The organism is Gemmobacter sp. LW-1 (assembly GCF_001303875.1).
Classification (GTDB): domain Bacteria; phylum Pseudomonadota; class Alphaproteobacteria; order Rhodobacterales; family Rhodobacteraceae; genus Gemmobacter; species Gemmobacter caeni.
Genome location: NZ_LJSC01000051.1, coordinates 58,489 through 73,169 on the forward strand (window position 1 = coordinate 58,489; position 14,681 = coordinate 73,169).

General features: G+C 64.8%; 14 protein-coding genes. All 14 read right to left on the reverse strand.

All coding sequences use genetic code 11. The features are described 5' to 3' along the window. Positions 1-16: 16 nt before the first annotated feature. The 14 genes from AO684_RS14345 to AO684_RS14410 all read right to left on the reverse strand — a co-directional run bounded on the left by AO684_RS14345 (position 17) and on the right by AO684_RS14410 (position 14,665). A complete protein-coding gene (locus tag AO684_RS14345) occupies positions 17-1,045 on the reverse strand; it encodes an extracellular solute-binding protein (protein ID WP_054303423.1) in 1,029 nt (342 codons plus the stop codon). Between the two features lie 29 nt (positions 1,046-1,074). Continuing rightward, on the reverse strand, positions 1,075-1,866 hold the full coding sequence (locus AO684_RS14350; RefSeq protein ID WP_054303424.1) for an ABC transporter permease: 792 nt from the start codon (positions 1,864-1,866) through the stop codon (positions 1,075-1,077). Continuing rightward, positions 1,859-2,737 (reverse strand): ABC transporter permease, encoded by an 879-nt coding sequence (locus AO684_RS14355; RefSeq protein WP_054303425.1) that lies wholly within the window; start codon positions 2,735-2,737, stop codon positions 1,859-1,861. The genes AO684_RS14350 and AO684_RS14355 overlap by 8 nt, the downstream gene beginning before the upstream one ends. Then, positions 2,734-3,804, reverse strand: coding sequence for an ABC transporter ATP-binding protein (locus AO684_RS14360; protein ID WP_054303426.1), 1,071 nt, complete (start codon positions 3,802-3,804; stop codon positions 2,734-2,736). The genes AO684_RS14355 and AO684_RS14360 overlap by 4 nt, the downstream gene beginning before the upstream one ends. 3 nt (positions 3,805-3,807) lie before the next feature. Beyond that, positions 3,808-5,889, reverse strand: coding sequence for an NAD(P)-binding protein (locus AO684_RS14365; protein ID WP_054303427.1), 2,082 nt, complete (start codon positions 5,887-5,889; stop codon positions 3,808-3,810). Positions 5,890-6,078: 189 nt separating this feature from the next. After that, entirely contained in the window at positions 6,079-7,032 is a 954-nt protein-coding gene (locus tag AO684_RS14370) for a LysR family transcriptional regulator (RefSeq protein WP_054303428.1), read from the reverse strand. 44 nt (positions 7,033-7,076) lie between these two features. Next, complete coding sequence (locus tag AO684_RS14375; protein WP_054303429.1) at positions 7,077-8,573, reverse strand: aldehyde dehydrogenase; 1,497 nt, start codon at positions 8,571-8,573, stop codon at positions 7,077-7,079. Continuing rightward, entirely contained in the window at positions 8,566-9,240 is a 675-nt protein-coding gene (locus AO684_RS14380) for a DUF1028 domain-containing protein (protein WP_054303430.1), read from the reverse strand. The genes AO684_RS14375 and AO684_RS14380 overlap by 8 nt, the downstream gene beginning before the upstream one ends. 155 nt (positions 9,241-9,395) lie before the next feature. Next, positions 9,396-9,812: a RidA family protein gene (locus AO684_RS14385; RefSeq protein ID WP_054303431.1), complete on the reverse strand. Its 417-nt coding sequence runs from the start codon at positions 9,810-9,812 to the stop codon at positions 9,396-9,398. 14 nt (positions 9,813-9,826) lie between these two features. Continuing rightward, positions 9,827-11,095: an NAD(P)/FAD-dependent oxidoreductase gene (locus AO684_RS14390; RefSeq protein WP_054303432.1), complete on the reverse strand. Its 1,269-nt coding sequence runs from the start codon at positions 11,093-11,095 to the stop codon at positions 9,827-9,829. Positions 11,096-11,123: 28 nt separating this feature from the next. Further along, a complete protein-coding gene (locus tag AO684_RS14395) occupies positions 11,124-12,257 on the reverse strand; it encodes an aromatic ring-hydroxylating dioxygenase subunit alpha (RefSeq protein ID WP_054303433.1) in 1,134 nt (377 codons plus the stop codon). Between the two features lie 16 nt (positions 12,258-12,273). Further along, on the reverse strand, positions 12,274-13,770 hold the full coding sequence (locus tag AO684_RS14400) for a 4-hydroxyphenylacetate 3-hydroxylase family protein (protein WP_054303434.1): 1,497 nt from the start codon (positions 13,768-13,770) through the stop codon (positions 12,274-12,276). A gap of 126 nt (positions 13,771-13,896) precedes the next feature. Next, positions 13,897-14,397, reverse strand: coding sequence for a hypothetical protein (locus AO684_RS14405; protein ID WP_054303435.1), 501 nt, complete (start codon positions 14,395-14,397; stop codon positions 13,897-13,899). 67 nt (positions 14,398-14,464) lie between these two features. Beyond that, entirely contained in the window at positions 14,465-14,665 is a 201-nt protein-coding gene (locus tag AO684_RS14410; protein ID WP_054303700.1) for a hypothetical protein, read from the reverse strand. Positions 14,666-14,681 lie beyond the last annotated feature (16 nt).

Below are 14,681 nucleotides of genomic sequence, written 5' to 3' on the forward strand. Positions count from 1 at the left end.
CCGCCGGGCGAGGGGATCATTGCAGAAGCTGGGTCCAGACTTTGGTCACGAGATCCTGCGCGGCGGGCGAGCAGGCGCGCGAGAATTCCACCTTCACCGTCGGGAACAGCTCGGGCGCGTTCTCCGGCGTGTATTTCGCGGTGGCGGTGTCGATCTTCACCGGAGCGGAATGGCCGTAGTAATTGTACTGCGCCGTCGCATTTTCAGGCGTCGACATGAAGTCGATGAACTTCTTGGCGTTTTCGACATTCGACGCGCCCTTCGGCACCACGAAGCTGTCCAGCCAGCCCACCAGCCCCTCTTTCGGCATGGCATATTCGATGGGCGCGCCATCATTGGCGCGGGTCTTCATCGAATTGCCGTCCCACCAGAAATGCATCGCCACTTCACCGCCGCCGATCCGGTTTTCGATATTGTCGCTGGTATAGGCGGCGACGAAGGGCTTCTGCGCGGCCAGCAGGTCGTAGACGCGCTTCATTTCGGCCGAGTCCTCGGTGCAGAAGGGAATGCCAAGGTAAAGCTGCGCCGCGCCCACGATTTCGTCGGGATAGGAAAGCTGTGCGATCTTGCCCTTCAGGTCTTCCGTCGGCTCAAAGAACACAGACCAGCTATCCACCGGCCCCTTGTACTGGTCGCGGTTCACTGTGAAGCCAGCGGTGCCATAGGCCAGCGGAATGGAATATTCGTTGGTTTCATCCCACCACTGGCCGCGCCATTTTTCATCGACGGCCTGATAGGCGGCGAGGTCATGGGCGTCGATATCTTCCAGCAACCCCTGATCAATCATGATCCGCACGAAATGCTGCGAGGGCGTGACCAGATCATAGCCCGAGGCCCCGGCCTGCAACTTGGTCAGCAGGTCCTCATTGGCGTTGAAGCCGTCCATGGTGACCTTGATGCCGGTCTCGGCCTCGAACTTTGCCACCAGATCGGGGGCGATGCTGTCGGACCATGCGTAGATATGCAGCTCTCCCTCGGCCATGGCGGCCAGCGGCAGGGTGGCAAGGGCGGCGGTCAGGCCAAGAAGGCGGGTGGTTCTGGTCATCTGTCTCTCCTGTCAGGATGGTCGGGTCTTCATGCCCGGTCGGGGTTGCGGAAGGTCAGCACGAGGGCTGTGGTGGCAAGGATCAGCGAACCCAGCACGATCAGCGTGGAAATCGCGTTCAGCTCGGGCGTGGTGCCCTGTTTGATCAGGCCGAAGATATAAACCGGCAGCGTGGTCGAACCGCCGGAATTGAGCAGGTTCGAGGTGATGAAATCATCCATCGAGATCACGAAGGCCAGCATCGCCCCGGCAAAGACCCCCGGTGCGATCAGCGGCAGGGTGACACGGCGGAAGGTGACCCAGGGCGAGGCGTAAAGATCTTGTGCGGCTTCCTCGAAGTCGGCCTCCATTCCTTGCAGGCGGGCGCGGATCGGGAGGAAGGCGAAGGGGATGCAGAAGGCGGAATGCGCGATCACCAGTTTCAGAAGGCCGTTCTGCAACCCGATCTGCGAGAACAGGATCAGCACCGCCACCGCCAGCACGATTTCCGGCAGGAGAAGCGGCAGGTTCACCACGGTCTCCGACAGTCGCCGCAGTTTCACGTCGCGCCCCCGCACCAGCACCAGCGCCGCCATCAGGGCGACCGTAGTGGCGATGGCGGTGGCGATGCCGGCCACGGTCAGCGAGATTTTCACCGCATCCAGCAGCGCCCGGTTTTGCAGCGCACTTTCATACCACCGCCAGGAAAACCCGGTCCAGACCGAGGCGAGGCGGTTTTCGTTGAAGCTGTAGGCGATGACCACAAGGATCGGCAGATAAAGCCAGACGAAGAACAGCGCGGTGAAGATCCGCGCGCCGGGATAGCGCCGCACGTCACGCATGGCCCACCTCCCGCTGCGCACGCAGCGCGTTCAGCATCAGGAACACCATCACCAGCACCATGAGTGTGACGGCAATCGCCGCGCCGAAGGGCCAGTTGCGCCCGCCGCCGAACTGGGTCTGGATCAGATTGCCCATCATCATGGTCTTGCCGCCGCCCAGAAGGATCGGCTCCAGCACCGCGCCAAGGCAGGGCACGAAGACCAGCACCGCGCCAGCCATCAGCCCCGGCAGGGTCAGGGGCAGGATCACCCGCCGCGCGGTGACCCAGCGCGAGCCGTAAAGATCGTGGCTTGCCTCGATCAGTGCGGGGTCCAGCTTTTCGATACTGGCGAAAACCGGCAGGATCATCAGCGGGATATAGCTGTAGACCAACCCCGTGAGCATGGCGCCATTGGTGAACAGAAGGCTGTCCATATCGGTGACAAGGCCAAGTCCGCGCAGCGTTTTCTCGATCACCCCGTCATTGCCCAGGATGATGATCCAGGCATAGACCCGCACGATCATCGACACCCAGAAGGGCAGGGTGACCAGATAGACCAGCACCGCCTTCCAGCGCGCCGGGGCCTGCGCGATGACATAGGCGGCGGGCAGGGCAAGCACCGCGCAGATCAGCGTCGTCAGCCCGGCAAGCCACAGCGTGCGCCCGATGATGGCCAGGTATTGCGGGGTAAAGGCAAGGTTGCCGTCCCAATCCTCCTCGAACAGGATCTTCGCGTAGCTGTCGAAGGACAGGCCCCAGTCAAACCCGCCATAGGCGCCGCGGGTGGAAAGGCTCACCAGCACCACGATGGCGATGGGCAAGACCAGCGTCAGCGCCATGATGACCCAGGCGGGGGCAAGGCCCCAGATGCGGAAATCACGCCAGCTCATCGTGCGAGCACCCGGGCGCTGTCGGGGCGGAATGCCAGTCGCACCGGGGCGCCGACGGCAAGGCTCGCACCATGCGACACCGCGTTGCGCTTCGACACCCGCAATTCTGTGCCGTTCACCGTGACCGTGTAATGGGTATAGCCGCCCATGTAATTGCGCCCGGTGATCGTGCCATGCAGCGCCTCGCCCGGGGCCTGATCCTCCATCCCGATCTTTTCGGGGCGCAGGGACAGCATCGCCGGTGCCCCCGCCACCGCGCCCTTGTGCCAGGTGGTGACCGGCCCCAGCGGGGTTTTCACCGTGGCCCGGTCGCCCTCGACCGAGACCACCTCGGCGGGCAGGAAATTCGTCTCGCCGATGAAATCCGCGACAAAGCGGTTTTCGGGGTCTTCGTAGATCTCGTTCGGGGCACCGATCTGCTGCACCTCGCCCGCGCCCAGCACGCAGATGCGGTCCGACATGTCCAGCGCCTCTTCCTGATCATGGGTCACGAAGATGAAGGTGATGCCGGTCGCGCGCTGCAACGCACGCAATTCATCCCGCATCGCCTGTCGGAGTTTCAGGTCCAGCGCCGAAAGCGGCTCATCCAGCAGCAGCACTTCGGGTTCCGAGGCGAGCGCCCGGGCCAGTGCGATGCGCTGCCGCTGCCCGCCCGAAAGCTGCGCCGGGCGGCGGCGTGCGAATTGCGTCATGTGCACGAGGTCCAGCATCTGCGCCACGCGGTCGCGGATGCGCGTCTTTTCCCAGCCCAGATTTTCCAGCGCGAAGGCGATATTTGCCTCCAGCGTCATGTGCGGGAACAGGGCGTAGCTCTGGAACACCGTGTTGACCCGGCGCTTGTGCGGCGGCTGGTCAAGGATGTCGCGGCCATGCAGGCGGATGCTACCCGAACTCGGCGCCTCAAAGCCCGCGATCATCCGCAAAAGCGTGGTCTTGCCGCAGCCCGAGGGGCCAAGCATGGTGAAAAATTCGTTGTCATAGATGTCGAAGCTGACCCCTTTCAGCGCCTGAAAGGTGCCGAAGGATTTGGCGACGTTCTGAACCTCGATGGCTTTCTTGCGTTCCATGGCTCAATCCACCGCCAGTTCGGTGATTTCGCGCCGGAAGGACAGGGTATCGCCCCAGTTCTCGCCCCAGACCCCGGTATCGAGTTCGCGCGCATAGCGGTGCCCGGCATAGGTCGCCCAGGCGATTGGGCCGGGGGCGGCGGCGTCGCCGATGATCTGCACACTGCGGATGCCGGCATCGGCCCAATCGGCCTGCCGCGCCTTCAGCCCGTGGTAAAGCGCATCTTTCGAGGCGCGCGAGGCGACCAACACCACCGCATCGGCCTCGATCACCCGGCGGGCATCGGTATAGGCGCAGTTGGCCTCCGCCCCGTCGGCGCGCAGGGCGGTCACGCCCGTATTCAGCACGATCTTCACGCCTGCCTCCGCCAGACGGCGGTGAATGGCGCCCTGTTCCAGCGTGTTGCGCGTCCAGTCCGAGACGAAGGCGGCGGGGGTGACGAGCGTGACCTCGCAACCGGCTTTGGCACAAAGCTCGGCCAGCACGCCGCCCATGTAATAATGATCGTCATCATAGACCACGACGCGGCCCGCAGGCATCCGCCCCGTCATCAGGTCATCGGGCGTGAAGGCGGGCAGGCTGCCCAAGCCCGGCATTGGCACCACATGCTGCCGCGCCACACCATCCGCGCGCCACTGGCTGCCGGTAGCGACGCAGATGTTCTGGAAGCCGAAGTCCAGCACCTCCTCCACCCCGAGTTCCGATCCCGGATACATTTGCACATTCGGCCGCTGGCCGATCTGATAGAGCCGGTAATCCATCACCCGTCCCCAGGCCGACAGGCCGGGCAGCAAGCGTTCGCGCGCCACACGACCGCCGAACGCATCGCCCGCCTCGGCCAGCGCCACGTCATAGCCGCGCAAGCTGAGCGCCCGTGCCGCCTCCAGCCCGGCGGGGCCGGAACCGATCACCAGCACATTCTCGCTTTCGCCCCGAGCGGCGATCTTTTCGGGGTGCCAGCCCTTGCGCCATTCCTCCATGAAGGTGGGGTTCTGGGTGCAGCGGCTGATCGACATGGTCATGTCGCCGGTGATGCAGATATTGCAGCCGATACATTCGCGGATATCCTCGATCCGGCCTTCCTCCACCTTTTTCGGCAGGAAGGGATCGGCGATGGAGGGGCGCGCGCAGCCGATGAAATCCAGCGTGCCCTGCCGCACCATCCGCGCCATCACATCGGGCGATGTGAAGCGGCCCACGCCGACCACGGGTTTCGAGGAAAGTTCGCGGATGCCCTTCACCAGCACCTCTTGCGCCGCTTCCTCCTTGAAGCGCGATGGGCCGGAGCAATCTTCCCACGTCCCCTGCGCCAGATCCCACAGGTCGGGCAGATCGGCGTTCATCTCGATGAACTCTCGCACCTCGGCATTGGAAAAGCCCAGATCGCCGATGTTTTCGTCAAGGCTAACCCGCATCGTCAGTGCCATCGTATCGCCCACGGCGTCGCGCATATCCGCCACCACCTCGCGCGCAAAGCGCGAGCGGTTTTCCAGACTGCCGCCATATTCGTCGGACCGCTGGTTGGTGGCGCGGCTGAGGAAATGCTGGAAGATCCCGAATCCATGCGCGCCGTAAAGGCAGATCAGATCGAACCCCGCCAGTTTCGAGCGTTTCGCCGCGTTCACGAACCAGCGGCGCAGATTGCGGATGTCGCTTTTATCCATCGCGCGGGCCTGCACCGGATCATTGGTGAAGGTGCGGATCGGCAGGGCGGTCGGCGCCAGCGGCACCTCCTTGGTGTAGAAATTCGGCCCGTTGATACCGCTGTAAGCAAGCTGAATACCCGCCAGCGCGCCATGCGTCTTCATCGCCTCCGACATCTTGCGCAGGCCGGGAATATCCTTGTCCTCCCACAGCCGCAGCTCGATGAAGGGCGTGATTTCCGAGGTCTGGTGCATCTCGGTCTGTTCGGTGAAGATCACGCCCCAGCCGCCTTCGGCCTTGATGCCACGCATCGCCGCAGCGGCGGATGGATCGCGGTAGCCGCCGCCATTGCAATGCGGCACCTGATAGAAACGGTTCTTCGCGGTCAGCGGGCCAATGGCCATGGGCTGAAACAGGATGTCGTAGCGGGGATCGCGCAAGGCTCCGGGCTCCGTCTTGAGAGGGGCGGGAAGGGGCGTCGATGGGACGCGGGGTTGCCGCAGCAGAACCCGTCAGGGGGCTTCGGGTAAATAATCGCCTTCGGAAGCTGGAATTAGGCTACGACTAACGCAAGGTGGTCATGCCTTCGCTTTGGGCGAAGTGGCGTGGTCTTCTGCAACCGGGGAAGCCTAGAAATCGCGCTGCGGCCCGTCCAGCCGCAGCCGCAGCCCGGCGGCACGCTCCGCGCTGACATTGGCGCGGCAATGGTCGACGAAGGCACGCACTGTCTGCGAGGCACTGGCTCCTTCCGAAAGCACCAGCCCCAGCCGCATGGGCCTGACCGGCCCGGTCAGCGGCACATAGCGCAGCCGCCGCCCGTCGGGGCTGTTGTCTGACCAAGGCCGGATATTGGCGATGGAATAGCCGAAGCCCTGACCCACAAGGCTTTGCATCACCGCCATGTCGCGGGTGCGTTCAGCAATCTGCGGCCGCACACCGATTTCGGTGAAGAAGGACAGGAAATATTCGGCGCTCAGCGGTAGGTCGAGCAGCACCATCGGATAGTCCGCCAGTTCGGCGGGCGAGACTGCGGCCAGGTGCGCAAGCTCATGCGTATCGGGCAAGACAGCGTAAGGGGGCAGCGTCGCCAGCGCCACGAATTCCAGATCTGCGGGGATGTTCAGATCATAGCTCAGCGCCAGATCCAGCGTCGCATTGCGCAATCCGTCAAAGATTTCCGACTGGTTGCGCTCGAACTGGTGGAAATCGACCTCCGGCCAGGCATCGACGAAGCTGCGCCGAAGCTGCGGCAGAACCACCTGCGCGAAGGTCAGCAGACAGCCCACGTTCAGCGGGCCGCGCACCTTGCCGGTGATGCTGTTGGCCAGATCGTTCAGTCGTGCCGCCTGTGACAGCACCACCTTTGCCTGTTCCACGAACTGCTTGCCGCCCTGCGTCAGCGACAGCCCCTGTGCATGGCGGCGCACGAACAGCGGCAGGCCGAATTCCTGCTCTAACTGCGAAATCGCGGCGGAAATCGACGGCGAGGAGACATTCACCCGTTCCGATGCCAGCGCAATCGAGCCGCATTCGCCCACGGCCACGAGGTATTCCAACTGCCGCAGGGTGAATCGCAAGGGCATGGCTTACCTCGGCCGTGATCAGGTTAGGGATAGCCTAACCCGGATCAGTATTTGATCCAAGTCGTCTTCAGCGCGGAATATTTGTCGAAACTGTGGATCGACAGATCACGCCCGAAGCCCGATTGTTTCATGCCGCCGAACGGGGTCATCGCGCTCAGCGCATCGACCGTGTTGACAGAAACCGTCCCCGCATTCAGCCGGTCCGAGACCGACAGCGCCCGGCCCAGATCGCGGGTCCAGACCGAGGCGGCAAGCGCATAGGGCGAGTCATTGGCCATGGCCAGCGCCTCGTCCTCGGTCTTGAAGGTCTGGATGGTCAGCACCGGGCCAAAGATCTCCTCCCGAACCACGCGAGCGTCGGGGCGCAGATCGGTGAAGATGGTGGGCTGCACATAGGCATCGGAGGCGTCGCGCGCGATCCGCTCGCCACCGCAGACCAGCCGCCCGGCCTGTTTGCCGCTGGCGATGAATCCCATCACCGTATCGGCATGTTTGCGGTCCACCAGCGGCCCCATGGCCGAGGCCGGGTCCAGCGGGTCGCCCGGCTGCGCCTGCGCGGCGCGGGCGGCCATGCGTTCGATCATTTCCTCGGCAATCGAGGCATGGACCAGCATCCGGCTGTTGGCCGAACAGACCTCACCCTGATTGAAGAAGATGCCGAAGGCGGCCATGTCGGCGGCGGCGTCCAGATCGGCATCGGGGAAGATCAGGTTCGGGCTCTTGCCGCCGGTTTCCAGCCAGACCTGCTTCATGTTCGACTCGCCGGCATAACGCTGGAACATCTTGCCCACGGCGGTCGAGCCGGTGAAAACGAGGCAATCCACATCCGCGTGACGGCCCAGTGCCTGCCCGGCATCCTCGCCAAAGCCCGGCACCACGTTCAGAACGCCATCGGGCAGACCGGCCTCGGCGGCCAGTTCCGCCAGACGCAGCGCCGACAGCGGCGATTGCTCGGCCGGTTTCAGCACGACCGAATTGCCGGTGGCCAGCGCCGGCGCCAGCTTCCATGTTGCCATATCCAGCGGGAAGTTCCACGGCACCACGGCACCGACCACCCCCAGCGGCACCCGCCGTACCATGGCCAGATCGCGGCCGCCGGTCGGGGCGATCTCGTCGTAAATCTTGTCGATCGCCTCGGCATGCCACTGGAAGAAATGCGCCGAACCGGGGGCGTCGATGGTGGAGGCATCCTTCACCAGCTTGCCCATGTCCAGGCTGTCCAGCAGCGCCAGCTCCGGCACGTTCTCGCGGATCAGCGCAGCAAGACGCAACAGCACCTCCTTGCGCTCAGCCGGGGTCTTGCGGCTCCAGCGGCCATCCTCGAAAGCGCGGCGGGCCGAGGCGACGGCGCGGTCGATGTCCTCCGCTCCCCCCCGCGCCACATCGGTCAGCACGGCGCCGGTGGCCGGGTTGACGCTTTCGAACCGCGCCCCCGAGGCGGCGGGCACGGCGCGCCCGTCGATCCAGATCTGATTGCGGAAGCGCAGCGCAGCAGCGCGCGCCTGCCAGTCGGCACGGGTGAATTGCGTCACGTCATTCATCGCCGGGAACTCCGTAGGAAGGCGCCTGCGTCGGATCTTCGGCGCGTTGCACATAGGCGGCCATCTGCGGCTTGTAGACCTCCCAGGCCGTCGCCACCGCCTCGATGGGGCAGGCTTCGGTCCAGTCGCAGCGCAGATCGGCCAGCGGCCAGTCCAGCCGGTCGGCAATCTTCAGCCCCGCGGAATGCACCGGCCCGGCCTCGCCACCCGCCACCAGCCCGGCCCGCAGGGCGGCGATCATGCGGTCACCCAGATGGCCGGTGGCCGTCTCGAACCCCGCCACCATGGCAGCAGGCACGCCATCATTTGCCAGAAGATTGCCGCCCGCTGCACAATCCTGCCCCTGCGCCTCGGCCCAGATGCCCAGTACCTGCCGTCCGGAATGGATCGCGGTCGCGCCGCTGCCATCGACGACCAGCAATTGCCGGTAATCAATATGCGCGCGGCCAGCCGTCACCGCCTCAAGCGCCGCCTGCGCGCCAAGGCCGGAGGCCAGCGCCTCCAGCACCAGCGGCCCCAGCGCGGGATCGGTGACATTCTGGCTCGCCACCACGCCCACGCCCGCCCGCACATGCGCACAGCGCGCCGCCACGGCGGGGGAGGAGGAGGAGATCACCATGCCGAACTGGCCGGTCTTCGCGCAGCGAGCGACAAGGGAAAAGGTCATGCCGGGTCTCTTTCGGAAAACGCCGGGGGCTGTCTGCCCCCGGACCCCCGAGGATATTTTCGGACAGAAAATGGCGAGGGCGCCTTACAGGCTCATTTTTTGTCCAGAAATATCCCACGGGGGTCCGGGGGTGTGAAACCCCCGGTCCTGTGGGATCAATCAGGGATGACGGCGGTGGCGTCGATTTCCACCAGCCAGTCGGGGCGGGCGAGCGCCACCACGGTCAGGCCGGTGCAGACCGGGTGCACGCCCTTGATATATTCGCCCATGGTCCGGTAGACCGCCTCGCGGTGGCGCACATCGGTCAGGTAGACCACCAGTTTCACCACATGTTCCATCTTTCCGCCGGCTTCCTCGACCAGTTGGCGGATGTTCTGCATGACCTTGTGGGTCTGTTCCACCGGGTCGTGCGAGGCGATATTCTGCGCGGTGTCCAGATCCTGCGGGCATTGGCCACGCATCCAGAGCGTCGTGCCGCCGCGGGTTGCGACCGCCTGACAGAGGTCGTTGTCGAGGCGCTGCTCGGGGTAGGTGTCGCGGGTGTTGAACTTGCGGTAACGGGTGTGGGCCATTGGGTCTCTCCGGGTCATTCTGCGGCGGCGGCGGTTTCGCCGGGCGCGCGATAGGCAAGGTAGCTGCGTTGCTTGGCGATATGGTCGGCCACGAATTTCGCATCGTGCCAGACGCCCCAGATGAAGGAGGATCCGCGCCGCGACTGATAGGGCAGGCCGAGGAAATAGACGCCGGGTTCCGACGACACGCCGCGCTGGTGCCGGGGGCGGCCCTTGTCATCCAGCGCATCGACCTGAAGCCAGCCAAAATCATTGCTGAAGCCGGTGGCCCAGAGGATCGTGGTGATGCCAGCAGCCTTCAGGTCAAGTTCATGGATCGGGTCGGTCATGCAGGCGGGGTCGGGTCCGATCTCGCGGGCCTGCGGTTCCTCGGGCAGGGACAGGCCGTTGCGGGTGATCCAGGCATCGGCCTCGGCCAGCAGCGACAGATAATTGGCATCGCCCCGGCGGATATTGGTGCCAAGGTCATCGGCGAAGCGCAGCCTGCCACCTTCGAAGCTTTCGGTCCGGCCCAGCAGCACCATGCCGCGCGCGGCGAGCTTGCGGAAATCGACCGTCGCGCCGCCATGGGCACCGCTGACCGCGATGGTGGTATGTTCGGCGCCTTCCGGCGCGTCGGCGTCCCATTTGTTCAGCACGCCCAGCCACCAGACGAAGTCACGGCCGCGATAGGCGCGCGGCGGGCGGTCATGCGGCCCGACCGAGAGCCAGACCTTGCGCCCGGAAGCGAGCAGTTCGTCCGCGATCTGCACGCCGGACGATCCTGCACCCACCACCAGCACGCCACCTTCGGGCAATTGGCCGGGGTTGCGGTAGCTGTTGGAATGGATCTGGGTGATCCCGGCGTTTTCCGGCACCAGTGGCGGGATGACCGGGGTCTGGAACGCGCCGGTTGCCGAGATCAGATAGGTGGCCTCGATCACGCCTTGCGAGGTTTCGACGCGGAAGCCCGCGCGGTCGGGCAGGCGGGTCGCGCCCTTCACCTCGACCCCACAGCGGATGGGGGCGTCATATTTGCGGGCGTAAGCCGCAAGGTAGTCGGCCACCCCCTCCTTGCCGACGAAGGCATCGGGGTCGGTGTCAAATTCCAGCCCCGGAAAGCGGTCGTGCCAGGCCGGGCCGTTTGCCACCAGCGAATCCCAGCGGCAGCTGCGCCAGCGTTCGGCGATGCGGTCCTTTTCCAGCACCAGATGCGGCACGCCCGCACGGGTCAGGTGTTCGCTGGCGGCGATTCCCGCCTGCCCGGCGCCGACCACCAGCGCCTCGGTTCTTTCGACTGACATGGGTTCCATCCTTGAGATCGGTCGTGCCTCAGGCCGGGATGCGGCGGGCAAGGTATTGGGCGAATTCGAAATTGGGCCGCTCCAGATGGCTGAGGGGGCCGGGCTGCGCGAGGTCCGAGCAAAGCCCGCGATAGACCTTCTCGGTGCAACCCTTGTCCTCGACATTCACATCGTCGAGCAGCGCGCGTACCGAGGCCAGATGCGCCTCCGCCGCCGGATCTGCCAGCCAGTCTTCCGACATGCCGCCGCCGAACAGCACCTGCACATGGCCCGGTCCGTCGGGGGTGAGCGAGAGATACCAGAAATAGCCCGGCGTCAGCGTGATCAGCAGCGAGGGGTAGATCGCCAGCAGCCAGGTTTTGCGCCGGTCATCGCCTTCCAGCGTGGTGTTCGACGGATGCGCCAGTGCCAGCGGCACGGAATCATTCTTCAGAATCCAGTGGTAGTTGAACCCCGCGCCGCCGGTCGGGCAGACCATTTCCTCCAGCTTTGACGCGCCGCCGATGGTGCCCGCGTGGCACATCGGCAGGTGGTAGCTTTCCATGAAATTCTCGGCCAGCACCTTCCAGTTGGTCGCCCAGCGGAAATTTTCGCGGAAGGTCTCGCGATAGCCGGTCATGTCGAAAGGGGCGATAAGATCGGTCACTTCGGACAGCGCCTCTGCCGGGGCGGGTGCCTCGGGGTTGAGCGTGACCATGATCCAGCCCTGCCAGACCTCGCAGCGGATGGCGGGCAGGCCAAGCGCCTCTTTGCAGAAGCCTTCGTTCAGCGTCATCGCGGGCGCCCCACGCAGGCTGCCGTCGAGGTTGTAGGTCCAGGCATGGTAGGGGCAGGTGATGGCCCGCACCTTGCCGCGACCTTGCAACAGGGTGGACATGCGATGACGGCAGACGTTTGACATCGCGCGGATGGCGCCGTCACGGTCGCGCAATACCACAACCGGCTCGCCCGCGATTTCCATGGTCAGATAATCGCCCGCATCAGGCAGGCTTTCGGCGCGACCGGCGCACAGCCAGTCCTGTGCGAAGACGTGTTTCTGTTCCAGCGCCAGAAACTCGGGCGAGGTATAGACCGCTTTCGGCATGGCGAATGCGCGCTCGAACGGGACCGAGACATTGGCATGCAGTTCGGCGGCGGGGCTCAGCGGGGCATGGCGGTTCATCTGCGCTTGTCCTTTCCTAATGAGCGGCCACGCCCTGCGGGGCCACGGTTGCGAACCATTTCGACACGGTCGAGTCGCCTGCGCTCAGGCTGTCCCGTTCGGATATGCTTTCAGAAAGCCCGGCGCAGTCTTTCACCAGCGCCAGCGGTCCTTCCCAGTCGAAATTGCGGTAGACGGCGGCAAGCTGCGCGAAAGGCGGGCCTTGTGCGAAAAGCTGGAACGTCAGCCGGTGACCGGCGTAATCGGAGTTCAGAAGGTCGCGCGCGAAGGCCATCAGGCGGCGGCGGTCCTCGGCGGTCCAGTCGTCACCGGCATAGCAGCGGTCGAGCCAGCGGGCGGTGTCGGGCGCGCGGAAGGCGGCGGCGTCCGGCATCAGCGCAAGCTGGGCGCCGCACAATTCGCGGGTCAGGTGGATCATGGCGGGCAACTGGCTGACCGCCTGCATCCTGCCCGCATAAAGCAGGCTCTGGTTCGGCATCATCAGCCCGGCGGGCGAGCGTTCGGCCAGCGTGATCGCCGCCGTCAGATGGGCGTTGATGGTCTCACGATACAGCGCAAGCTGCGACAGCTTCTCCTGCACCGGCTGTTGCCGGTTCAGCCCGCTGCGACGGGTGGCAAGAAGCGCCACCCCGATCAGCATGTCGGCCAGACGCAGGTTGCGTTGCACGAAGGCGAAGGCCGAATAACGGTGAAGTGTTGCCCGGACTTGCATGGCCGCGCGGGTATGGCGATAAAACAGCACGTTTTCCCACGGCACCAGCACATCATCGAAAACCAGCAGCGTATCCGCCTCGTCCAGACGGCTGGCCAGCGGGTAATCCTCTGCCGGGGCGCGGGTGGCAAAGCTCTCGCGGCAAAGGAATTTCAGCCCCGGCGTGGCCATGTCGCAAACAAAGCCGATGGCGCGGCTGGATTGTTCGGCATCGCCCCAATTCGTCAGCGTCGGCTTGATGAAGGCCTGATTGGCATAGGCGGCTGCGGTTTCGTATTTGGCGCCACGCACCACCACGCCCGCATCGGTTTCGCGCACCACATGCAGTGCCATTTCCGTGCCATCGGTGGCAGGCCCGGCATTGCCCGAGACGTGGAACAGATCGGCGGAGACCGCCCGGTCGACATGGGCGATGATATTGGGGCCGAAGCGCGGGTCGATGTCGTTCAGCGCAGCGGCGCAATCGTGCAGCGACCACATCTCGCCCACGGTTTCGTCACCGATCCGTGTGACAATGCCGCCCGCCATATCCAGCACCGCATCGGTGGCGCGGCGCTTGGCCCACCAGTCGGCCTGCGCGAAGGGCAGGGCGTTCAGCAGCACCTGCGCCTCGCCGTTGCGGGTGACGGTCATCAGGTCGCGCGTGTCCGGCGCGTGGGCCATGTCCTGCATCCGGGTACGAATCTCGACCATCGACCGGAAGGCGGGATGACTCGTGACATCCGCAACCCGGTCCCCGTTCACGAAAACCTCGCGTCCGTCTCGGATCGACTCGCGGTATTCTGTGCCAGTGCGGATCATGGTTGCGGGAGTCCTTTGGGATCGCCCCCAGAGTGCCGCACCGGCATGTCAGGCGAAAGCAAACTGTTTGTCAGCTTGGGTTAGGTTTTTCCTAATATGGCCGATCCAGGTGCTCTGGCCCTGCAATCAGTTCCCGGCACTGGCCAGAACCGTCAGAATCGCGCTGTCTTCCTGCCCGGCGGCGATGGCCAGATCGTGCAGGGTCTCGGCCCCGGTGGGCACGACAAACCCGGCGGCCGTCAGGCGGTCACGCAACCCGGTTTCGCTGAGACCCAGCGCGGGCGCAACTTCGGCGGGCGTGGCCGCCAGCAGCCGGTTCGCCACGGCGAATTGGGGCGGACGCCCGCCCTGCGCGCTGCCGGACGGCAGGAAGAATACGGCCCCGGCCAGAACTGAGGCCGCCAGCGCCACGATCATTGGGGTATGGCGGAAATAGGCCGTCATCGGCCGCCAGTTCCGCCAGAGATGCAGCACGAAGGGCAGGATCAGCACCATGCTGAGCCATTCATGCATGCCATGAACGGCCGCGGGGCCGATGTGAAGAAACAGCGCCACCCCGGACACGAGCGATACGAGGAACAGCCCGGTGGTGAACGGGGTCGCATAACGAAGAAACAGCGATTTCATGAGGAGGATTCCGGTGCATCAGGTTCAGTTCTCCTGATACGCCGCGCAGCCGGGTTTCCGTCGCGGATCAGCCCTGACCCAGACGGGCGGCCAATGCCTCCAGCGCCGCAATCGACGCGGCATAGGAATCACCCGATTTCGGAAAATCGAGCGGCTGCTTGCGATAGAAGGCCAGCCATTTCGGCAGATCGGCCAGCGGATAGCTGTTCGACCATGCGCCGCGCGTCAGCGTGAAGCTTTGCCCGTCTTCGGAAAGTTCTGCCTTCATGGCGGTGATCTCGTCC